The sequence below is a fragment of the Nocardia sp. CA-145437 genome, assembly GCF_050956485.1.
GTDB lineage: Bacteria > Actinomycetota > Actinomycetes > Mycobacteriales > Mycobacteriaceae > Nocardia.
On sequence record NZ_CP191204.1, the window covers coordinates 6,096,381 to 6,116,085 of the forward strand.

A 19,705-nucleotide genomic window follows, 5' to 3' on the forward strand; every position below is an offset into this window, starting at 1 on the left:
CATAGCGTGACCACCGAATCGAAGAACACCGGGCCCGAGCCCGAACGGGAGGCGACCTCCGATTCGGCGGCCGATCGGGGGAACCTGCGGCCGTCGGACGCACCGGTGCTGGGGCCGCGGCCGGTGTACCGGCCGCACGTGGACAATCACACCGCGCGCGCTTTCCGCCGCCCGAACGGCCAGAACGGCTCGTTCGCGGCCCGCACCGCGGGTGCGGCGGCCGCGGCGGCGCCGGGGGGCTCCGAGATTCAGAACCGGCCGCCGGACGCGGTGCTGGCCGAGGCGTTCGGACGTCCGGAGGGTTCGTCCGAGCTGTTGCAGCGTGATCCCGAAGCCAAGGGCGAGAGTGCCGCGCCGAGCGCGCCCGCCGATCCGTGGCGGGATCCGAATTCGGCCGCGCGCCTGGGCAGTCCGGCCGTGCCGCGGCCCCCGGCGCCGCCGCTCACCCCCGGACCCAAGCTGGGTGCGCGCGAGGTGCTGTTCGGTGGCCGGGTGTCGTGGCGGGCGCTGTCGCTGCTGGCGGCCATCGCCGCGGTGATCGGCCTGATCGGTGGGGTCGTCGGGGCCTTCACGGGTTCGTCGGCGTCGGCGCTGACCTCTCGCAAGGTGTCGTTGCAGTCCGCGCCCGCGGCCCCCGAATCGCACAACCAGATCACCAAGGTGGTCAACGCGGTGATGCCCGCGGTGGTGACGGTCCGCGCCTGGCTGGGCGACACCGGTTCCACCGGTTCGGGCGTGGTGATCGACGGCGAGGGCTACATCGTCACCAACAATCACGTGATCTCGCTGGCCGCCAATGACAAGTCGGGCAAGGCCAAGCTGGACGTGGTGTTCTCCGACGGGCAGCGGGTGCCGACCCGCATCGTCGGGCGCGACACCAAGACGGATCTGGCGGTGCTCAAGGTCGACGTGAAGAACCTGTCGGTGATCCAGCTCGGCAGTTCCGGCGACGTGCAGGTCGGCGACGAGGTGCTGGCGCTGGGCTCCCCGCTGGGCCTGGAGAAGACGGTCACCTCCGGCATCGTGTCGGCGCTGCACCGGCCGGTGAAGGTGGGCGGCGAGGGCACCGACACCGATGCCACCCTGGACGCCGTGCAGACCGACGCCGCGATCAACCACGGCAACTCCGGTGGCGCGCTGGTGGACATGCAGGGCCGGCTGATCGGCATCAACTCGGCCATCAAGTCCGAGAGCGGCGGTTCGGTGGGCCTGGGCTTCTCGATCCCGGTCGATCAGGTCAAGCGCATCTCGCAGGCGCTGATCCACAACGGCGAGGTGTTCCACCCCATGCTGGGCGTGAGCGCCAAGACCAAGCTGGTCGCCAATGACGTGATGAGCGGCGCGGCGGTGTCCGACGTGCAGGCCGGCGGTCCGGCCGCCAAGGCGGGCATCGTCGAGGGCGACGTCATCGTGAAGGTCGGCGACCGTGACGTGTCGGGGCCGGAGGAGCTCACCGTGGCGGTGCAGTCGCACGAGATCGGCCAGACCGTGAACGTGAAGCTCATTCGCGACGGCCGTGAGGTCGATGTTCCGGTGACGCTGGAAACGGATAAGAAGAACGGGTAGGTAGCCTGTACTCGTGTTCAGCAATATCGGCTGGGGCGAGATGCTCATTCTGCTTGTCGCCGCCCTCGTGATTCTGGGTCCGGAGCGACTGCCGGGCGCCGTTCGCTGGACCGCGCACGCCTTGAAACAGGCCCGCGATTACGCGACCGGCGCTTCCCAGCAATTGCGCAATGAGCTCGGCCCGGAATTCGACGAGATCCGTAAACCATTGGAGCAGTTGAACGAACTGCGGGGTATGAATCCACGGTCCATGGTGACCAAACACCTGCTGGACGGGGACGACTCGATCCTGAACAGCTTCACCGACCTGACCAAATTCGACAAGCCGGGCAGCTCCGCGAACAGCGGAAACGGTTCCAGCAATACCGGATACGGCCCCATTTCCATGCCGGCGGAACAAAAACCACTGGAGCGCAACGAACGTCCGCCGGTGGATCCCGACGCCACCTGAGATCAATACTGTCTACCGGACTTGACACATGATGCTGTCCAGCTATCTAGACTGCGCACATGTCGGCCGACGAGGTGGCCCGGGTATTCGCGATCGAGGACAAGGTCGAACGCCTGAAAGCCGCCACCGAAGGCGTGGCAGCCGCGCAGCAGCAGATCAATGAGCTGACGCGCATCCGCCGCGCAGTCATCCGCGAACTACATGCCGAGGGCTGGACGTTCGCCAGAATCGGTGCGGCCGCGGGTCTTTCCCGCGCCCGCATCCATCAGGTGAGCACGCAGGGCCCGGTGCCCGAGGGCCTGTTCTTCGGTCACGGTCCGCTCACCATCCTCACGCCGGACGTGCGCAGCACCACCCGCTCCATGGCCCTGGTCGGCGCGCCCGACGCGGCCGCGCCGCACCGGCTGGTGGAACTGCTGCGCGAGCTCGGCTTCACCGCGAATGTCCAGCGGTTTCTCCCCGGTCGCCCGCTCGATCTGGACCGGGACGGCCTGATCGTGCTCGGCGGGCCCGAATTGTCACCCAGTCTGCGCTATCTGGTGGCCGCCGATCCCCGGCTGCGCCGCACGGTGGCGCGGGCCGGCCGGGTGCGGCGGGGCATCGAGGACCGGGCCGCGCGGCGGGTCTACCGCCCGGGCGGCACCGAGCCCTACGACATCGCCTACCTGGCCCGCCTCCCCCGACCGGACGGCAAGGGCAGCGTGCTGGTCATCGACGGCCTGCACCCGCCCGCCTCCCTGGGGGCGATCCGGCTGCTGGCCACCCGGCTCGCGACCCTGCACGAGCGGGCGGCCACCCACCCGTTCTCGGCGGTGGTCGGGGTCCGCTACGACCGCTCCACCGGGGAGCCGATCGAAGCGGACCTGCTCACGCCGATCTATCGCCACGACAGAGCCTGATTGCCCTGCGCTTCGCTCCGGGCGGGTTCGCGCTTCGGGCTGCCGCGGCGGGTCAGGCCGCGGCCTCCTCTGAGCGCAGGGTGTTCATGGGCGGGCGGTCGGCGAGCGAGACGTCGGTCATGTTCGCGATGAATTCGCCTGCCACCATGGGGAATTGGGTCAGCGCGGCGCCAGAGTCCTGGATCCCGCTGCGACCCAGGACGGTGCCCAGGATCTGGCGGCTCATGACGCCCAGGTCGGCCAGCGGGCGGTTGCGGTGCTGGCGGACACCGAGATTCACCTGTCCGATGGCCGAGAGGCCGAGCAGGTCGTAGGTGTCGAGCAGCAGGCCGATTTCCACGCCGTAGCCGGGGGCGAAGGGCACCGCGGTGAGCAGTTCACGGGTGCCCGCGTACTCGCCGCCCAAGGGCTGCAGCACATTCGAGAGTTCGGGGCGCAGCGCGGCCAGCAGCGGACGGGCCACCAGTTCGGTGACGCGGCCGCCGCCGTGGTGGTCGACGGATTCGCCGGTGCGCAGCGGGCGGCGGTAGTACGCCTTGACCAGGTGCATGCCGTCGACCGTGAGCAGCGGGCCCAGCAGCTTGGGCACGAAGTTCGGGTCGGGATCGATGAGGTCGGAGTCGACGAACGCGATGAGGTCGCCGCTGGTGACGGCCAGCGACCGCCACAGGCATTCGCCCTTGCCGGGAACCGGGTCGAGTTCGGGGACGGCCTGCTCGCGGGTGACCACACGGGCCCCGGCGGCCTGTGCGCGGACGGCGGTGGCGTCGGTGGACCCGGAGTCCAGGACGACGAGTTCGTCCACCAGCGTGCCGAGCAGGGGCCGGATGCTGGCCACCACGGCGGCCACGGTGGCTTCCTCGTTGAGGGCGGGCAGGACCACCGAGACGGTGCGGTCACCCTTGGCCGCGACGAGTTCGGGGACCGACCAGTCGGGACGGTCGAAGGTGTTGGTGTTCACCCAGTCTGTTTTCATGCGAGACCTCGCAAAGTACGGGCGGGTGGGCGGTGACCCTGGATGGCGGCGATCATGTCCACGACCCGGCGGGTCTGGGCCACCTCGTGCACTCGAAAGACGCGGGCACCCGCGGCGGCCGACCAAGCAGTCGCTGCCAATGTGCCCTCCAATCGTTCGGATAGCTCGACACCAAGAGTCTCTCCGATGAAATCCTTATTGCTCAGCGCCATCAAGACGGGCCATCCGGTTTTCACAAGAACGTCTATCGCCCGCAACAATTCGAGCCCGTGGTAGGTATTTTTCCCGAAATCATGGGTCGGGTCGATCAGAATCGAGTCCTTGGCCACCCCGGCCGCCGCAGCATTTTCGGCCGCGGCCACCACCGTCTCGGTGACCTCGGTCACCACATCGGCGTACCGCACCCGGTGCGGACGGGTCCGCGGAACCGCGCCCCCGGTATGTGAGCAGACGATTCCCACACCCAGTTCGGCGGCCACGCCGACCAGTTCCGGGTCCGCGCCCGCCCAGGTGTCGTTGATCAGGTCCGCGCCCGCGGCGACCGCGGCCCGCGCCACATCGGCGCGCCAGGTGTCGACGCTGATGAGTAGCTCGGGATAACGCTCGCGGATAGCCGCCACGAACGGCACCACCCGGCGCGACTCCTCCGCGGCGTCCACCTCCGACCCGGGCCCGGCCTTCACCCCGCCGATGTCGACCAGATCCGCGCCGCCGGCGACCGCGGTGTCCACGGCTCGCAGGGCGGCCTCGTCGGTGAACGTCGCGCCCTTGTCATAGAAAGAGTCCGGCGTCCGGTTCACGATCGCCATGACAAGCGCCCGATCCGTCGCCACCGGCTTCCCGCACAATGTCGGCAACGGCGCACACATGCCCTCGACTGTACTGTGTCTAATCTGCCCCTCCGCTTCGCTCCGGGGCGGTTCGCGGCCCCGGAGGTCTCGTTCTTCCCTCCCTCCGCTCAGTCCAGGAACGAGACGGACCGCGAACACCCAGCGAGTCCAAGAATCAACCGCGCGGAACGTTGCCCGCAGCGACGTCCGCCACGTACTCGGGATAGGCCGGAACATAGCCGTCAGTGCGGCCCGCAAGGACGTAGAGCGTGCTCTCGACGTCCGGGGCGTAGCCCTGCTTGCGCAGTTCGACCTTCCGGTTCTTGAACGTGGAGGTCTGTTCCAGTTCGGGCACCACCCGGATGAACAGCGGCACTGCGTAGCCGGGCAGGCGGTCGTAGAGGGCCTTGGCGGCCACCTTGCCGTCGAAGTGCGCGCCCTCGTGCAGGGTCACCGCGGCCATGCCCGCCTTGCCGTCCGCGCCGGGGATGTCGACGCCGTAGACGACCGCCTGGGTGACCTCGTCGATGCCGTCGAACGCGCCCTCGACCTCGGTGGTGGCCACGTTCTCGCCCTTCCAGCGGAACGTGTCGCCGAGCCGGTCCACGAAGGCGATGTGACCGAAGCGCTGGTCACGGACCAGGTCGCCGGTGTCGAACCAGCAGTCGCCGTCCGCGAAACCGTCACGCACCAGCTTGGATTCGGTGGCGGAGGCATCGGTGTAGCCGTCGAACGGCGAGCGGTCGGTGACCTTGGCCAGCAGCAGCCCGACCCCGCCCGCGGGCACCCGGCGCAGCCGGCCGTCGGGGTGGCGCAGCGCCTTGCCGGTGGCGTCGTCGTATTCCACGATGGCGAAGGGCAGTGGGGTGAACCCGGCGGTGCGGGCGACGGAGAAGGCGTTGATGAAGGCGACGTTTCCCTCACTGGCACCGTAGAACTCGACGATCCGCGCGATGCCGAACCGCTGCTGGAACTCGTCCCACAGTTCGGAGCGCAGGCCGTTGCCGACGCACAACCGGATCGTGTGCTGCCGGTCGGTGGGCTTGGCCGGCTGGTTGAGCAGGTAGCGGCACAGTTCGCCGATATAGACGAAGGCGGTGGCCCGGTTGGCGATGGCCTCGTCCCAGAAGCGGGTGGCCGAGAACTTGCGGCCCAGCGCGAAGGTGGCGCCGCCCGCGATCACCGAGGACAGGGCCACCGTGAGGGCGTTGTTGTGATAGAGCGGCAGGCAGCTGTAGAGCGTGTCCCTGCCGTCCAATCGCACTCCGAGCCCGCCGATCCCGGCCATGGACTTGGTCCAGCGCATGTGGGTCATGACGCTGGCCTTGGGCAGGCCGGTGGTGCCGGAGGTGAAGATCAGGTAGGCGCGTTCCTTGGCCGTGATCTGTTCGGTGACAGCGGGATTCGAGGGGTCGGCGGTGGCGGCCTCGGCCTCCAGCTGTTCGGTCCACAGCAGGGCGGGCCGCGTCTCGCCGAGGGTCTCCAGCGCGTCGGCGCACTCCTCGCCGATGACGTCGAGCACCGAGTTCAGCAGCCCGAAGCTGTGCCGCAGCACCACATCTCGCTGGTTGTGGTTGAGCAGGCCCGCGGTGGCGCCGAGTTTCACGGTGGCGAGCACGGTGAACAGCGCCTCGGGCCGGTTCACCATGAGGATGCCGACCACGTCGCCGCGCGTGACGCCGTGCGCCGCGAGCACCTTCGCGTACCGATTGACCAGCGCGTTGGCCTCGCCCCAGGTGTATTCGCGCCCTTCGAATCTCAGGAAGGCCCGGTCCGGGTGCTTGGCCGCGCCGCGCTGGAAGAACAGCCCGATCGACGCCTTGTCGCCGGCTTTCACCGCCAGGCGCCCGACATTGCGGATCATGCCGGGTGCTTGCAATGCCATGCCGGGCAGGGCGCGAACCAGGTCGAGCAGGCTCACCGTCGATCGGGCGTCGGTACTCACTTCGTTGTGCTCCTCACCGGGTCGTGCGTACGCCCCGCTCTCGTGTGCCTACCCTGACCGATTCGTCCGATCTTGTCGAGTGAAACCGAGGAGTTCCGGTCAGCGGGTGAGACGCAGCCCGGCGAAGGCGGTGTCGAAGCTCTTGGTCACCAGCACCCGGTCGATGGCCTCCAGCCCGGCGTAGCCGCGCACCCGCAGCTCACCGATCCAGTCGAACAGGCCGCGGTAGTGGTCCTGCGGGTCGAGCACCACCACCGGTTTGGCGTGCACGCCCAGGTAGGCGCCGGTCCAGGTTTCGAAGAGCTCCTCGAGCGTGCCGATGCCGCCGGGCAGGGTGAGGAAGGCGTCGGCGCGCTCGTCCATGACCTGTTTGCGCTCGCGCATGGTGTCGGTGACGATCAGCTCGTCGGCGTCGGTGTCGGCGACCTCCTTGTGCACCAGGTGCTTGGGGATGACGCCGACGGTGTGCGCCCCGGCGGCCCGCGCCGCCTGCGCGACCGCGCCCATCATGGAGACGTTGCCGCCGCCGGACACCAATTGCCAACCGCGACGGCCGATCTCGGCGCCGACCCGGGTGGCCAGGTCCAGCGCCACCGGATCGTCGACGCTGGCCGAGCAGTACACGCAGACCGCGTAGGCATCGCTCACCATTGCTCCTCCACCCCCACGTCGTTCATCTCCTGGCGCGCCCGCGCGGCCAGGGTGACGATCTCCACCACCTCGTCGACGCTGTCGGTGACGTGCAGCAGCCCCAGGTCGCCGGCGGCGATCTTGCCCGAGCCGAGCAGCGAGTCGTGGATCCAATCCACCAGTCCCGCCCAATATTTGGTGCCGAACAGGATGATCGGGAAGCGAGTGATCTTGTGGGTCTGCACCAGGGTCAGCGCCTCGAACAGCTCGTCGAGGGTGCCGAAGCCGCCGGGCATGCACACGAACGCCTGGGAGTACTTCACGAACATGGTCTTGCGCGCGAAGAAGTACCGGAAGTTGATGCCGAGGTCGACCCACTCGTTGAGGTGCTGTTCGAACGGCAGCTCGATGCCGAGGCCGATCGAATAGCCGCCCGCCTCCGACGCGCCCCGGTTGACCGCCTCCATCGCGCCCGGCCCGCCGCCGGTGATGACCGCGAAACCGGCATGGGCCAAAGCGCTTCCGATCGCGACCCCGGCCTGGTACTCGGCCGAGTCGGCGGGCGTGCGGGCGGAGCCGAAGACGGCCACGGCGCGCGGCACCTCCGCCAAAGCGCCGAAGCCCTCGACGAATTCGGCCTGGATGCGCAGGACGCGCCACGGGTCGGTGTGCACCCAGTCGGCCGGGCCGCGCTCGTCGAGCAGATGCTGGTCGGTGGTCCCGATCCCCTTCTTGCGGTCCCGCCGCAGCATGATCGGGCCCCGGAACCGTGGTGTCTTCGACAAACCCGCACCCTCGTTTTCGCCGTCAGCAGACATAGAGGCAACCGTACAGCGAGCGAATGGCCGTTGTCGGTCGCTCGTTCAGCGTGGTGCTGAACAGTTCATCGGCCTTTCTCGCCGGTGAGGTAGCTGCGCAGCATCGAGGCCACCTGGGTGATCTGTTCGACGGGCAGATGCTCGTCGCGCTTGTGCGCCAGGTTCGGGTCGCCGGGACCGAAATTCACCGCGGGCATGCCGCGGGCGGCGAACCGCGAGACATCGGTCCAGCCGTACTTGGCGCGCACCCCGCCGGAGCCGTGCGTGTGCACGATCTCGATGAGGTCCTTGGCGGCCGGATTCGACAGGCCGGGCAGGGCGCCGGGCGCGCCGTCGGTGCGCTCGAAATCCAGTTCCAGTCCGGCGAACACCTCGCGCACGTGCTCGGTGGCCTGGTCCAGGGTGCGGTCGGGGGCGAAGCGGAAGTTCACGTCCACGGTGGCGACGTCGGGCACCACATTGCCCGCCACACCGCCCTCGACCCGGACGGCGGACAGGCCCTCGCGATAGGTGCAGCCGTCGATCTCGACCTCGCGGGCCCGATATTCCGCCAGCCGTTCCAGGATCGGGGCGAGCCGGTGAATGGCGTTGTCTCCCAGCCAGGCTCGCGCGGTGTGCGCGCGCACGCCGGCGGTGGTGAGCCGCACCCGCAGGGTGCCCTGGCAGCCCGCTTCGATCCAGCCGCCGGACGGCTCACCGAGAATCGCGAGGTCGCCCTCGAGCCATTCGGGCAGTTCGCGTTCGATGCGGCCCAGCCCGTTGTACTCGGCCGCGATCTCCTCGCAGTCGTAGAAGATGAGGGTCAGGTCGTGCACCGGGTCGGCGACGGTGGCGGCCAGGTGCAGGAAGACCGCGTCGCCGGACTTCATATCGACGGTGCCGCAACCCCACAGCTGCCGTTCGCCGTCGGCGGTGGTCTCGAAATGGCCGGGCACATTGTCGGCGATCGGCACGGTGTCCAGGTGCCCCGCCAGGATCACCCGGCTGGGCAGGCCCCGATTGGTCCGCGCCAGCACGGTATTGCCGTGGCGCAGGATCTCGTATCCGGTGGTCTGCTCACGCAGGGCCTTCTCGACGATGTCGGCGATGACCTTCTCGTTCCGAGAGACGCTCGGAATATCCACGAGCGCGGCGGTGAGTGAAATCGGGTCGGCTCTCAGATCGATGGTCACTCGATCCACCCTAAAGGAGGAATAACCGCAGTTCTTCGCACGGTGGCTGCGTTGGCACAAATCGGCACCGCATTCGGTATGAATTCGCAGCCCGGTAACGTGTGGGGACGTGAGTACTCAGGGAGCAGCAGCAGTCGGCATCGCCACCATCACCGTCAACGGGACGGTTCTCGACACCTGGTACCCGTACCCGACGCTCGGTGAATTCTCCGCCGACGAGGTGGGCACGGTGCGGCTGGACGCCTCCGATCCCGAGTACGCCAAGTTCGCCGCCTCGGCCGGTGTCGACGAGGACCGGCGGGTCGAGACCGTGGTGGTCCGCACCGTGATCGCCGACCTGGCCGCCGCGCCGATCGACACCCACGACGCCTACCTGCGTCTGCACCTGCTCTCGCACCGCCTGGTCCGCCCGCACGGCGCGAACCTCGACGGCATCTTCGGGCTGCTCGCGAACGTGGTGTGGACCAACCACGGCCCGTGCTCGACCGAGGAGTTCGAGCTGACCCGCCTGAAGCTGCGGGCCCGCGGCCAGGTCACCGTGTACGGCGTCGACAAGTTCCCGCGCCTGGTGGACTACGTGCTGCCCTCGGGTGTCCGCATCGCCGACGCCGACCGCGTGCGCCTGGGCGCGCACCTGGCCTCGGGCACCACCGTCATGCACGAGGGCTTCGTCAACTTCAATGCCGGCACGCTCGGCAATTCCATGGTGGAGGGCCGGATCTCGGCCGGTGTGGTGGTCGGCGACGGCTCCGACGTCGGCGGCGGCGCGTCCATCATGGGCACCCTGTCCGGCGGCGGCAAGCAGGTCATCTCGCTGGGCGAGCGCTGCCTGCTGGGCGCCAACTCGGGCCTGGGCATCTCGCTCGGCGACGACTGCGTGGTGGAGGCGGGCCTCTACGTCACCGCGGGCACCAAGGTGGCGCTGCCCGACGGCCAGATCGTGAAGGCCGGTGAGCTGTCCGGCAAGTCGAACCTGCTGTTCATCCGCAACTCGCTGACCGGCGCGGTCGAGGTTCGCCCGCGCAAGGGCACCGGCATCGAACTGAACGCGGCCCTGCACGCCAACGACTGAGATGTAACAAACGAAAACCCCCGTCGGCTCGGGCCGCAGGGGTTTTCGTCATTTTCGGGCTCAGCCGCGGGCCGCGCTCACTTGTACAGGGCGCACCACGGAGCGGGCTGTCCGTCGAGCGGCGGGATCGGGCTGGTGTTGTTGCACTGGCCCGAGCCGGTCTGGAGAGCCTTGATCAGGTTCGAGGAACCGGCCGCCGACGGATCGAACGATCCGGTGCCGGTGGGCCCGGTGTTCACCGATCCGGTGCCGGTGGGCCCGGCGACGGGCTCGGCGGGTTGCGGCATCGGGGTGAGCGGCAGTGGCGCGGCGGTCGCCGCGGCGGCGGGGGCCAGCAGTCCGGCGAGGACGGCGGTGGCGGCCATGGTGGTGCGCAGTGCGGTGGGCATCGTTCGGCCTTCCTGGATGACGAGAAACAACCTCCAGGACGCTAGGGGCGGCCCCGAGCCGCGGCCAGACCCCGAAACCCTCGGCAGCAGAACCTCGGTGTCAGTCGATCCCGAAGGCGATGACGCGCTCCGGGGTGATGCGGATGATCTCCGGGGACAGGCCGGGGTAGAACGGTTCGACATCACGCAGAGCCTGTGCGGTGCCGCGGATTTCGAGGCAGCGCACGGTCCACGGGTCGACGGACGGCACGTCGTCGACGACGAAGGCGATCCGGTCCTCCTTCGACAGATTCCGGAACTTCTGGCTGGCGCCCATGTGGTGGCCGCCGATGTCGATGGTGCCGAGCGCCGCGTTGTAGCGGTAGCCGACCGGATTGTTCTGCGGGGAGCCGTCGGGCCGGACGGTGGCGAGCCGTCCGAGCCGCTGACTGTTCAGGTAGTCGATCTGGGCAGGCGACAGGGATGCGGTCATGGCGATCACGCTAGAACCTCGACCGCGCTTCAGGTCAAGACAGGAGCTTCTTCTGCACCTTGCCCATGGCATTGCGCGGCAGCGCGTCCACCAGACGCACCTCGCGGGGGCGCTTGTGCACCGAGAGTTCCCCCGCCACATGGGCGATGAGCTCGTCGGCGAGGGCTTCGCCCGCGCCGTCCCGCGGTACCACGTACGCGACGATGCGCTGGCCGAGGTCCTCGTCCGGGACGCCGATGACGGCGGCCTCGGCCACCGCGGGATGCCCCAGCAGGCAGGTCTCGATCTCACCCGCGCCGATCCGGTAGCCGCCGGATTTGATCAGGTCGACCGATTCCCGGCCCACGATGCGGTGGAAGCCCGCGGCGTCGATGACGGCCACGTCACCGGTCTTGAACCAGCCGTCGGCGGTGAAGTTCTCGGCGGTCACCTCCGGCTTGCCCAGGTAGCCGTCGAACAGCATGGGTCCCCGAACCTGGAGTCCGCCAACGCTTTCCCCGTCGTGCGGCACCGGCGCGCCGGACTCGTCACGCAGCCGGGTCTCCACCCCGGCGACCGGGGTGCCCACCCAGCCGGGGCGGCGTTCGCCGTCGGGCCGGGTGGACAGGGTGATCATGGTTTCGCTCATGCCGTAGCGCTCGATCGGGGCGTGCCCGGTGAGGTCGGCCAGCCGCTCGAACACCGGCACGGGCAGCGGGGCGCTGCCGGAGATCAGGATGCGCGCTTTCGCCAATTCTCGTGCGGTGTCGGGCTCCTCGACGATCCGCGACCACACGGTGGGAACGCCGAAGTACATGGTGCCGCGCGCGTCGGCGTAGGCGCGCGGGGTGGGCTTGCCGGTGTGGACCAGCGGGCTGCCCGCCCGCAGCGGGCCGAGCAGGCCGAGGATCAGGCCGTGCACGTGGAACAGCGGGAGGCCGTGCACCAGAACGTCGTTCGAGGTCCAGCCCCACGCCTGGATCAGGGCGTCCAGCCCGGCGGCGATGGCGGCGCGGCTCAGCATCACGCCCTTGGGCGCGCCCGTGGTGCCGGAGGTGTAGAGCACGAAAGCCGTTGCGGTCCCGGCGGGTTCGGCGTACCGGTGCCAGGACCGGGCGTGCTTGCGGACCGGGATCACGGGCAGCTCGGAGCCTTCGGGGGCCGTGCCCAGCCAGGCCTGGGCCTCCGAGTCGCGCAGAATGTGGGCCAGTTCCGCGCTGCCCGCGTCCGGCGGCACCGGGACCACGGTGACCCCGGCGATCAGGCAGCCGATCACCGCGAGCACGGTGGTGACGGTCGGCTCGGCCAGCACCGCGACCCGGCGGGCCTGGGCGACGCGTTCGGCGACCGAGGTGGCCGCGCCGAGCAGATCACTGCGCGACAGGGTCTCGCCGTCGATGGTGACGGCATCGGGGATATCGGCTCCGGCGGCGATGGCGGCCGGATTCAGCGAACTCAGCAACAGCGGCGACACGGGCTCACGCTACCCGAGGCCGCGGTCCGCCGACCTGCTGCCGCGACGCGCAACGGTTCGCTTGCGAAGCCGTCGCGCCGGTTGACAGACCACCCGAGTGGGTAAGACAGTTTCTGTACAACCTTCTCACATCGAGGATGTGGTCAACGATGACCAGGCCGCTGCCCCACCCCGGCGAATCCGCCGCGCCCGCACCGGAGATCGATGTCCGCCGCTACCTCGACGGCGCGGCCGGCTTCTTCGGCGCGGCCGCGAACGTGATCATGCAGCTCTCCAATCCCCCGGTCGGCTACGGCGTGGTGGAGAGCCCGGTGGAGTCCGGGAACGTCATGATCCACCCGTTCAAGCGGCTGCGCACCACCCTGACCTACCTGGCCGTCGCGCTGCTGGGGACCGACGAGGACCGCACCGCCTACCGCGAGGCCGTCGACGCCGTGCACAAGTACGTCCGATCCCGCCCGGACAGCACCGTGAAGTACAACGCCTTCGATCCGAGACTCCAACTCTGGGTGGCGGCCTGCCTGTACTGGGGCGCGCGCGACCTCTACGAGCGCATGCACGGCCCGATGGACGACTACGACGCCGACGCCTTCTATCACCACGCCGCCCGGCTGGGCACCACCTTGCAGGTGCGCCCGGAGATGTGGCCCGCCGACCGCGCCGCCTTCGACCGGTACTGGGCCGAGAACCTCGCCCGGACACGCATCGACCCGAAGATCAAGGCGTACTTCGACGATCTCATCGACCTGAAGATGCTGCCCCACCCGCTGCGCCCGCCCTTCGCGGGCGTGCACCGCTTCTTCGTGACCGGTCTGCTGCCGCAACACCTCCGGGACGAGATGGGCATGACCTGGACGCCGCGCCAGGACCGCGTACTGGCCGCCATGCTGCGGACCGCGGGCGCGGTCGAATCGGTGGTGCCGACCTCGCTGCGCGCCTTCCCGCTCAACGTCTACCTCACCGATATGCGGCTGCGCCGCCGGCTGGGCCTGAAGCTGGTGTGAAACCCGTTGCCGGTCAGAGGATTCGGAAGCCGGGAATCACGTGCTCGCGGGCGAATTTGCGCAGCGCCTCCGGATCGCCGAGCGGGATGACGGTCTGCGGCGTGAGGGCCAGCGAGAGCGCGGCCCGGGCGGTCATCTCCGCCAGCGGCAGCGGATCGTACTGCGGCAGTTTGCCTTCCGCCTGGAGCCGGGCGGTGAACTCGGCCAGGTAGTCACGGCCCAGTTCGATCACCGGCGCGCCCTGCACGGTCAGATACGGCAGCACGATCTCGGGTTCGGTCTTGAGTAGCCGGTCCAGCAGCTGGTTGTTGCGCAGGCCCTCGGTGAAGGCCACGAACAGCGCGACGATCTGCTCCTCGGCGCTGGCGTCGGCCTCGATCGGACCCTGCACCGCCGCGTCCACGTCGTCGATGAACTGGCGGGCCTGCCGCAGGCCGACGGCCTGGATGAGATCGTTCTTCCCGGCGAAGCGCCGGTAGAGGGTGGCCAGCGAGAGTCCGCCGCGCCGGGCGACCTCGACCATGCTGGTGCGTTTGATGCCGAAGTCCAGGAAAGCCAGCAGGGCGGCGTCGAGGACCTTCGCCTGATTGCGGTCCTCGGGGCCGGATCCGCGAACGAGCGGCAGCAGTTTGGCCAGTTTGGCCATGGTCCGAGCCCTTTCCGGTCACGAAGAAACGGTGAGGCACTAATCTTCGCACATTGACACCGGCACCCCACGATGAGAAGGTGAGTGGCGAAATTTCTCACACTCTCCTCATCCGGCGAGGAGTGACGACCGAGGAGTCGAGTCAACGATGACCGCCCCGCTGCGCAAGTTCGACGAGTTTCCCCCGGCCTATCAGCCGTTGACCCCCGCGGACATCCGTGAGCACATCGACGGCGTCGCGGCCTTCCTCGGCGGTGCCGCCAACGTCGTCATGCAGCTCTCGCTGAAGCCGGTCGCCTACGGTGTCATGGAGAGCGACGTCGACAGCGGCAAGGTGACCCTGCACCCGGTCAAGCGGCTGCGCACCACCCTCACCTACCTCTCGGTCGCCCTGCTCGGCAACGACCTGGACCGCACCACCTACCGCGAGGCCGTGAACGGCGCGCACCGCAGCGTCCACTCCAAACCGGGCAGCCCCGTCAAGTACAACGCCTTCGACCCCAAGCTCCAGCTGTGGGTGGCGGCCTGCCTGTACTGGGGTGTCGACGACCTCTACCACCGCATGCGCGGCCCGATGGATCCCGCACTGGCCGAGGCCTTCTACCAGTACTGCGCCCGCCTGGGCACCACGCTGCAGATGCGCCCGGAGATGTGGCCCGCCACCCGCGAGGACTTCTACGCCTACTGGGACGAGAACCTCGCGACCAAGTCCATCGACGGGCCCACCCGCAAGTACTTCAACGACCTCACCGATCTGAAGATGGTGTCGTGGCCGGTGCAGTTCGCCCTGGGCGGCCTGCACCGCTTCATCGTCACCGCGCTGCTCCCCCAGCACCTGCGCGACGAGATGTCCATGACCTGGAGCGCCCGCGACGAGCGCGTCTTCACCGGCTTCCTGCGCGTGATCTCCGCGGTCTGGACCCGCATGCCCACGATGCTGCGACTGTTCCCCTACAACTTCTTCCTGGCGGACATGCGCCTGCGCCGCCGCTTCGGCCGCCCGCTGGTCTGAGCCCGACGAAGCCGGAGAGCCCTCAGCCGCGCTCGGCCAACGCGCGCAGGAAGAAGCCGAGATTGGCCGGGCGTTCGGCGAGACGGCGCATGAGGTAGCCGTACCACTGGGTGCCGTAGGGGATGTAGACCCGCAGCGCGTGGCCGTCGCCGACCAGGCGGCGCTGCTCGGCGTCGCGGATGCCGTAGAGCATCTGGAACTCGAAATCGCCTGGTTTGCGGTGATTTTCGGCGGCCAGCGCGAGGGCGGCGGAGATCATGGCCGGGTCGTGGGAGGCGATCATCGGGTACCAGGCGTTGCGCAACAGCACCTCGAGGCAGCGCAGGTAGGAGGCGTCCACCTCGGCGCGGCGCTGGTAGGCGACGGTGCCGGGTTCCTGATAGGCGCCCTTGCACAGGCGGATTCGGGTGCCGTCGGCGGCCAGGTCGCGGGCATTGTCCTCGGCCTGACGCAGATAGGTCTGCAACGCTACCGCCAGCCACGGGAATTCGGTGCGGGCATTACGGACCGCTTCGAGGGTGTCGGCGGTCGTGGTGTGGTCCTCGGCGTCGACGGTCACCCAGACGTGGTGTTCGACGGCCTTGGCGCACAGCTTGTGCAGGTTCTCCGCGGCGATGGCCGGACCGTCCTGCCCCAGGGACTGACCCAGCGCAGACAGCTTGAGCGAGACCTCCACCCGCGGGATGTCGGTGAGCACCCCGGCGGCCGTCCGGTCCGCCTCGGCCAAGTCGTCGATGAGCGAGAAGTATTCCGCCACAGCGGCATCCGCCTGAGCGCGGTCGGTCGTGTACTCGCCCAGGAAATCGACGCTGACCGAGCGCCCGCTCTCCAGCAGCGCCCGCGCGACCGGCACCATGTCCGCGCGGGTCTCGCCCGCGACGAACCGCCGCACCACCGCGGCGGTCACCGGCACCTTCGTGATGACGTCCTTGATCCGGGACGACCCGGCCGCCGCCAGGATCGCCGGGCGCAGTGGGTTCATCACGCCTCCATGTGGGGGTAGCGGTACTCGGTGGGCGGGACGAACGTCTCCTTCAGGGTGCGGGGCGCGACCCAGCGCAGCAGGTTGAGGTGGGAGCCCGCCTTGTCGTCGGTGCCCGAGGCCCGGGCGCCGCCGAAAGGCTGCTGGCCGACCACCGCGCCGGTGGGCTTGTCATTGATGTAGAAGTTCCCGGCCGCGAATCGCAGTGTGCCGGTAGCGGATTCGACAGCCTGGCGGTCGCGGGCGAAGATGGCGCCGGTGAGGGCGTACGGGGAGGTCCCGTCCACCACGTCCATGATCTCCTCGAAGGCGTCGGGCGCGCCGTCGTCGTAGACGTAGACCGACAGGATCGGCCCGAAGTACTCGGTCTCGAAGGATTCGTCGCCCGGGTCGTCGCTGAGCAGCACAGTCGGCCGCACGAACCAGCCCTCGCTGTCGTCGTAGCCGCCGCCCGCCGGAATCGATATGCCCTGCTCACGGGCGCGCCCGATGGCGGCCACGCACTTGGCGTAGGAGCGGTCGTCGATCACCGCCCCACCGAAATTCGAGAGATCGGCGACATCCCCGTAGGTCAGAGATTCCACCTCGGCCAGGAAGTCCGAGCCCATCCGCCGCCACACCGACTTCGGAATGTAGGCGCGCGAGGCGGCCGAGCACTTCTGGCCCTGATACTCGTAGGCCCCGCGAATCATGGCCACGCGCAGCGCGTCCGGATCGGCGGAGGGGTGCGCGAGGATGAAGTCCTTGCCGCCGGTCTCCCCCACCAGCCGCGGATAGCCGTGGTATCGGCCGATATTCGAGCCCACCGTCTGCCACAGGTATTGGAAGGTGCGCGTCGATCCCGTGAAGTGGATGCCCGCCAGCCGAGGATCGGCCAGCACGGCCTCCGACAACTGCGCGCCGTCACCGGTCAGCATATTGATGACACCCGGCGGCAGTCCGGCCTCCTCCAGCAATTTCATGGTGTAGTAGGCCGAAAGCGTCTGCGTCTGCGAGGGTTTCCACACGACCGTATTGCCCATGAGCGCGGGCGCGGTGGGCAGGTTCCCGGCGATGGCGGTGAAGTTGAAGGGCGTGATGGCGTACACGAACCCTTCGAGGGGCCGGTAGTCCATCCGATTCCACACGCCCGGTGAGGATTGCGGCTGTTCCCGCAGGATCCCCCGCGCGAAGGCCACATTGAACCGCCAGAAGTCGACCAGTTCGCACGGTGCGTCGATCTCGGCCTGCTGCACCGATTTCGACTGTCCGAGCATGGTGGCGGCGGCGATGGTCTCACGCCAGGGGCCGGACAGCAGGTCGGCGGCGCGGAGCAGGATGGCGGCCCGCTCCTCGAAGGGCATGGCCCGCCAGCCGGGGGCGGCCGCGGTCGCCGCGGCGATGGCGGCCCGGGCTTCGTCGTGGGTGGTGTTGGCGTAGGTCCCCAGTACGTGCCGGCGCCGGTGCGGCATCACGATATCGCGGCGTTCACCCGCGCCGGGCTGATGTTTGCCGCCGATCACCAGCGGCACTTCAACGGCTTCGGCGGAGAGTTCGGCCAGCCGCCCGGCCAGCAGCGCGCGTTCGCGACTGCCGGGGGCGTAGGTGTGCACCGGTTCATTGACGGGAGCGGGGACAACCGTGACAGCGTCCATATCCAACACTATCGCGATCGTCCCCGCCCGGCCGGACAGAACACGCCCCGACGGCCGCTACAGCGGAATTTTTACATCAGTGGAAGTCCTCGGCGATGATCTTCTCAATGTTGCGTTCCGCCAATGCCGTAATGGTTACGAAGGGGTTGACGGTGGTGAAGCCCGGGATCAGCGAGCCGTCGATGACGTAGAGGCCCGGGTAGGACGAGAGGCGGCCGTAGTTGTCGGTGGCCACATTGAGCACGCAGCCGCCCAGCGGGTGGTACGCGAAGTCGTCGCCCCAGGTCTTGTAGGTGCCGAACAGGTCGGTCCGGTAGATGGTGCCTTCCTTCTTGTTGATCTTGTCGAAGATCCGCTTGGCCGCGTCGATGCCGGGCTGGTTCCAGGCGGTCTGCCAGTTCAGGTCGACGCCGCCGCTGCCCGAGTTGTAGGTGAACTTGGCCCGGTTCGGGTTCTTGGTGATGGCCAGGTACAGGCTGGCGAAGGTCTCGATCCCGGCCGGGAACGGCGACACCTCGGCGAAGGCCGGGCCACCGGTGTCGGCCAGGTTGTCGATGCCCAGGCAGGGGATGCAGGACTGCAGGCTGCCGGTGGCGTCCCAGGCCTGGTTCTGCCGGGCGACCATGACATTGCCGTTGTTGCCCCAGCCCGCGCCGACCGAGTCGGGCAGGTTGGGCAGCTTGCCGGTGGCCTTCTGGGTGACCAGCAGTTTGCTGGTGCCCACGCTGCCGGCCGCGAAGAAGACCTTCTGCGCCGTAACCGTTTTCGACTTCACGGTGTTGCCGCTGGTGTCGATCTGGTTCATCACGACCGAGAACCCGCCGCCGTTGGCCGGGGACACGGTGGTGACGACGTGCTGCGGGACGATGGTCACCTTGCCGGTGGCCGAGGCGTCCGCGAGATAGGTCTTGTCGAGGGAGTTCTTGCCGTAGTTGTTGCCGTAGATGACCTCGGCGTTGAGGGCGGAGCGCGGCGCGGTGTTGGCCTGCTCCTGCTTCATGTAGTTGAAGTCGTAGACGTTGGGGACGAAGGTCCAGTTGAAGCCGGACCGCTCAGCCTGCTTACGCCCGACGCGCGCGAACTGGTAGCAGTCGGCGCTCTCGAACCAGTTCGAGTCGATATTGTTCACCTTCAGCCCGGCATTGGCGCGCGGGTAGTAGGTGCTGTACATCTCGCCCGGGTCCACCGAGGGCAGGATGGTCGGGAACCAGCTCTGCTGCGGCGTCACCGCCATACCGCCATTGACCAGCGAGCCGCCGCCGACGCCGCGGCCCTGGTAGATGCGAATCCCGCTGAACTGCTCGGAATCCAGCACGCCGGTGTACCGGGAGATGGACTTGTTGTAGGGCGCGCCCATGAAGTGGTTGACGGGCTGGTCGGTCTCGGTGCGCAGCCAGAACGAGCGGCCGTCGGGCTTGAGCATGTTGCAGAAGACCTTGCCGTCGGAGCCGGGCTGGCTCCAGGACATGCCCTTCTCGACCATGACCACGTTCTGCCCGGCCTGCGCGAGCCGCAGGGCCGCAACCGCGCCGCCATAACCTGTTCCAATTACCAGGACCGGCATCTGGTCGCCGTCGGCGATCGACCCGGCGGGTAAGGCCCGGGCGGCTGGGAGCTTCCCTAGTAGCGCGGCCGCCCCGAGAACAACCCCCGTTGCAGCTAGGAACCCTCGTCGGCTGACATTGCTGCCGTAAACACTCTTGCCGGGGGTTTCATAAGACAATCCACGCACTGAAATACTCCTCATCGAGTTG

At 68.6% G+C, this 19,705-nt stretch carries 19 protein-coding genes; 6 read left to right on the plus strand and 13 right to left on the minus strand.

The annotated features are described in order from the left end of the window. Positions 1 to 6 precede the first annotated feature (6 nt). Genes ACQPYY_RS28340 through ACQPYY_RS28350 form a run of 3 tightly spaced genes read left to right on the plus strand, consistent with a single transcriptional unit; the run spans position 7 to position 2,916 of the window. Positions 7 to 1,566, plus strand: coding sequence for a S1C family serine protease (locus tag ACQPYY_RS28340; protein ID WP_433591644.1), 1,560 nt, complete (start codon positions 7 to 9; stop codon positions 1,564 to 1,566). Between the two features lie 13 nt (positions 1,567 to 1,579). Further along, positions 1,580 to 2,017 carry a Sec-independent protein translocase protein TatB gene (tatB, locus tag ACQPYY_RS28345; RefSeq protein ID WP_433591645.1) on the plus strand — a complete coding sequence of 146 codons (438 nt, stop codon included), beginning with the start codon at positions 1,580 to 1,582 and terminating at the stop codon, positions 2,015 to 2,017. A gap of 59 nt (positions 2,018 to 2,076) precedes the next feature. Further along, positions 2,077 to 2,916 (plus strand): hypothetical protein, encoded by an 840-nt coding sequence (locus ACQPYY_RS28350; protein WP_357091433.1) that lies wholly within the window; start codon positions 2,077 to 2,079, stop codon positions 2,914 to 2,916. Between the two features lie 52 nt (positions 2,917 to 2,968). On the opposite strand, the gene ACQPYY_RS28355 is transcribed toward ACQPYY_RS28350, so the two are convergent. The 6 genes from ACQPYY_RS28355 to dapE all read right to left on the minus strand — a co-directional run bounded on the left by ACQPYY_RS28355 (position 2,969) and on the right by dapE (position 9,287). Next, a complete protein-coding gene (locus ACQPYY_RS28355) occupies positions 2,969 to 3,892 on the minus strand; it encodes a glucosyl-3-phosphoglycerate synthase (protein WP_379093719.1) in 924 nt (307 codons plus the stop codon). After that, positions 3,889 to 4,761 (minus strand): dihydropteroate synthase, encoded by an 873-nt coding sequence (gene folP, locus ACQPYY_RS28360; RefSeq protein WP_433591646.1) that lies wholly within the window; start codon positions 4,759 to 4,761, stop codon positions 3,889 to 3,891. The genes ACQPYY_RS28355 and folP overlap by 4 nt, the downstream gene beginning before the upstream one ends. A 136-nt stretch (positions 4,762 to 4,897) precedes the next feature. Further along, positions 4,898 to 6,667 (minus strand): long-chain-acyl-CoA synthetase, encoded by a 1,770-nt coding sequence (locus ACQPYY_RS28365; RefSeq protein ID WP_433591647.1) that lies wholly within the window; start codon positions 6,665 to 6,667, stop codon positions 4,898 to 4,900. 99 nt (positions 6,668 to 6,766) lie between these two features. Continuing rightward, positions 6,767 to 7,318, minus strand: coding sequence for a TIGR00730 family Rossman fold protein (locus ACQPYY_RS28370; protein WP_379093710.1), 552 nt, complete (start codon positions 7,316 to 7,318; stop codon positions 6,767 to 6,769). Then, positions 7,312 to 8,115 carry a TIGR00730 family Rossman fold protein gene (locus ACQPYY_RS28375; RefSeq protein WP_433591648.1) on the minus strand — a complete coding sequence of 268 codons (804 nt, stop codon included), beginning with the start codon at positions 8,113 to 8,115 and terminating at the stop codon, positions 7,312 to 7,314. Before ACQPYY_RS28375 ends, ACQPYY_RS28370 begins: the two co-directional genes overlap by 7 nt. A gap of 65 nt (positions 8,116 to 8,180) precedes the next feature. After that, positions 8,181 to 9,287: a succinyl-diaminopimelate desuccinylase gene (gene dapE / locus ACQPYY_RS28380; RefSeq protein WP_379093704.1), complete on the minus strand. Its 1,107-nt coding sequence runs from the start codon at positions 9,285 to 9,287 to the stop codon at positions 8,181 to 8,183. 109 nt (positions 9,288 to 9,396) lie between these two features. Here dapE and dapD point away from each other — a divergent pair, with 109 nt between their 5' ends. Further along, entirely contained in the window at positions 9,397 to 10,359 is a 963-nt protein-coding gene (gene dapD / locus ACQPYY_RS28385; RefSeq protein WP_379273364.1) for a 2,3,4,5-tetrahydropyridine-2,6-dicarboxylate N-succinyltransferase, read from the plus strand. Between the two features lie 77 nt (positions 10,360 to 10,436). Here dapD and ACQPYY_RS28390 read toward each other — a convergent pair whose 3' ends face one another. The 3 genes from ACQPYY_RS28390 to ACQPYY_RS28400 form a co-directional block, all read right to left on the minus strand. After that, entirely contained in the window at positions 10,437 to 10,748 is a 312-nt protein-coding gene (locus tag ACQPYY_RS28390; protein ID WP_357283292.1) for a hypothetical protein, read from the minus strand. Positions 10,749 to 10,848: 100 nt separating this feature from the next. Beyond that, positions 10,849 to 11,220 (minus strand): PPOX class F420-dependent oxidoreductase, encoded by a 372-nt coding sequence (locus tag ACQPYY_RS28395; RefSeq protein ID WP_357091451.1) that lies wholly within the window; start codon positions 11,218 to 11,220, stop codon positions 10,849 to 10,851. 34 nt (positions 11,221 to 11,254) lie between these two features. Then, positions 11,255 to 12,664, minus strand: coding sequence for an acyl-CoA synthetase (locus tag ACQPYY_RS28400; protein WP_433594754.1), 1,410 nt, complete (start codon positions 12,662 to 12,664; stop codon positions 11,255 to 11,257). Positions 12,665 to 12,822: 158 nt separating this feature from the next. On the opposite strand from ACQPYY_RS28400, the gene ACQPYY_RS28405 reads away from it, so the two are divergent. Next, positions 12,823 to 13,677, plus strand: a complete 855-nt coding sequence (locus tag ACQPYY_RS28405) for an oxygenase MpaB family protein (RefSeq protein WP_433591649.1) — start codon at positions 12,823 to 12,825, stop codon at positions 13,675 to 13,677. 13 nt (positions 13,678 to 13,690) lie between these two features. On the opposite strand, the gene ACQPYY_RS28410 is transcribed toward ACQPYY_RS28405, so the two are convergent. Beyond that, entirely contained in the window at positions 13,691 to 14,323 is a 633-nt protein-coding gene (locus tag ACQPYY_RS28410) for a TetR/AcrR family transcriptional regulator (protein ID WP_379093692.1), read from the minus strand. A 148-nt stretch (positions 14,324 to 14,471) separates the two neighbouring features. On the opposite strand from ACQPYY_RS28410, the gene ACQPYY_RS28415 reads away from it, so the two are divergent. Further along, the gene (locus ACQPYY_RS28415) at positions 14,472 to 15,335 is read left to right on the plus strand and encodes an oxygenase MpaB family protein (RefSeq protein WP_379093688.1); all 864 of its coding nucleotides are present in this window, start codon (positions 14,472 to 14,474) and stop codon (positions 15,333 to 15,335) included. Between the two features lie 22 nt (positions 15,336 to 15,357). Here ACQPYY_RS28415 and ACQPYY_RS28420 read toward each other — a convergent pair whose 3' ends face one another. The 3 genes from ACQPYY_RS28420 to ACQPYY_RS28430 form a co-directional block, all read right to left on the minus strand. Further along, positions 15,358 to 16,317 carry a proline dehydrogenase family protein gene (locus ACQPYY_RS28420; protein ID WP_433591650.1) on the minus strand — a complete coding sequence of 320 codons (960 nt, stop codon included), beginning with the start codon at positions 16,315 to 16,317 and terminating at the stop codon, positions 15,358 to 15,360. Then, complete coding sequence (gene pruA / locus ACQPYY_RS28425; RefSeq protein WP_433591651.1) at positions 16,317 to 17,951, minus strand: L-glutamate gamma-semialdehyde dehydrogenase; 1,635 nt, start codon at positions 17,949 to 17,951, stop codon at positions 16,317 to 16,319. Before pruA ends, ACQPYY_RS28420 begins: the two co-directional genes overlap by 1 nt. Before the next feature lie 76 nt (positions 17,952 to 18,027). After that, positions 18,028 to 19,515, minus strand: a complete 1,488-nt coding sequence (locus tag ACQPYY_RS28430; protein ID WP_379093679.1) for a GMC oxidoreductase — start codon at positions 19,513 to 19,515, stop codon at positions 18,028 to 18,030. Between the last annotated feature and the right edge of the window lie 190 nt (positions 19,516 to 19,705).

What these genes read in the sequence shown, in the direction of transcription:
- ACQPYY_RS28350 (WP_357091433.1), top strand. Translation starts at nt 2,077, where the DNA reads ATGTCGGCCGACGAGGTGGCCCGGGTATTCGCGATCGAGGACAAGGTC.
- ACQPYY_RS28355 (WP_379093719.1), bottom strand. Translation starts at nt 3,892, where the DNA reads ATGAAAACAGACTGGGTGAACACCAACACCTTCGACCGTCCCGACTGG.
- folP (WP_433591646.1), bottom strand. Translation starts at nt 4,761, where the DNA reads ATGTGTGCGCCGTTGCCGACATTGTGCGGGAAGCCGGTGGCGACGGAT.
- ACQPYY_RS28370 (WP_379093710.1), bottom strand. Translation starts at nt 7,318, where the DNA reads ATGGTGAGCGATGCCTACGCGGTCTGCGTGTACTGCTCGGCCAGCGTC.
- ACQPYY_RS28375 (WP_433591648.1), bottom strand. Translation starts at nt 8,115, where the DNA reads ATGTCTGCTGACGGCGAAAACGAGGGTGCGGGTTTGTCGAAGACACCA.
- ACQPYY_RS28390 (WP_357283292.1), bottom strand. Translation starts at nt 10,748, where the DNA reads ATGCCCACCGCACTGCGCACCACCATGGCCGCCACCGCCGTCCTCGCC.
- ACQPYY_RS28395 (WP_357091451.1), bottom strand. Translation starts at nt 11,220, where the DNA reads ATGACCGCATCCCTGTCGCCTGCCCAGATCGACTACCTGAACAGTCAG.
- ACQPYY_RS28405 (WP_433591649.1), top strand. Translation starts at nt 12,823, where the DNA reads ATGACCAGGCCGCTGCCCCACCCCGGCGAATCCGCCGCGCCCGCACCG.
- ACQPYY_RS28410 (WP_379093692.1), bottom strand. Translation starts at nt 14,323, where the DNA reads ATGGCCAAACTGGCCAAACTGCTGCCGCTCGTTCGCGGATCCGGCCCC.
- ACQPYY_RS28415 (WP_379093688.1), top strand. Translation starts at nt 14,472, where the DNA reads ATGACCGCCCCGCTGCGCAAGTTCGACGAGTTTCCCCCGGCCTATCAG.
- ACQPYY_RS28420 (WP_433591650.1), bottom strand. Translation starts at nt 16,317, where the DNA reads ATGAACCCACTGCGCCCGGCGATCCTGGCGGCGGCCGGGTCGTCCCGG.
- pruA (WP_433591651.1), bottom strand. Translation starts at nt 17,951, where the DNA reads ATGGACGCTGTCACGGTTGTCCCCGCTCCCGTCAATGAACCGGTGCAC.
- ACQPYY_RS28430 (WP_379093679.1), bottom strand. Translation starts at nt 19,515, where the DNA reads ATGCCGGTCCTGGTAATTGGAACAGGTTATGGCGGCGCGGTTGCGGCC.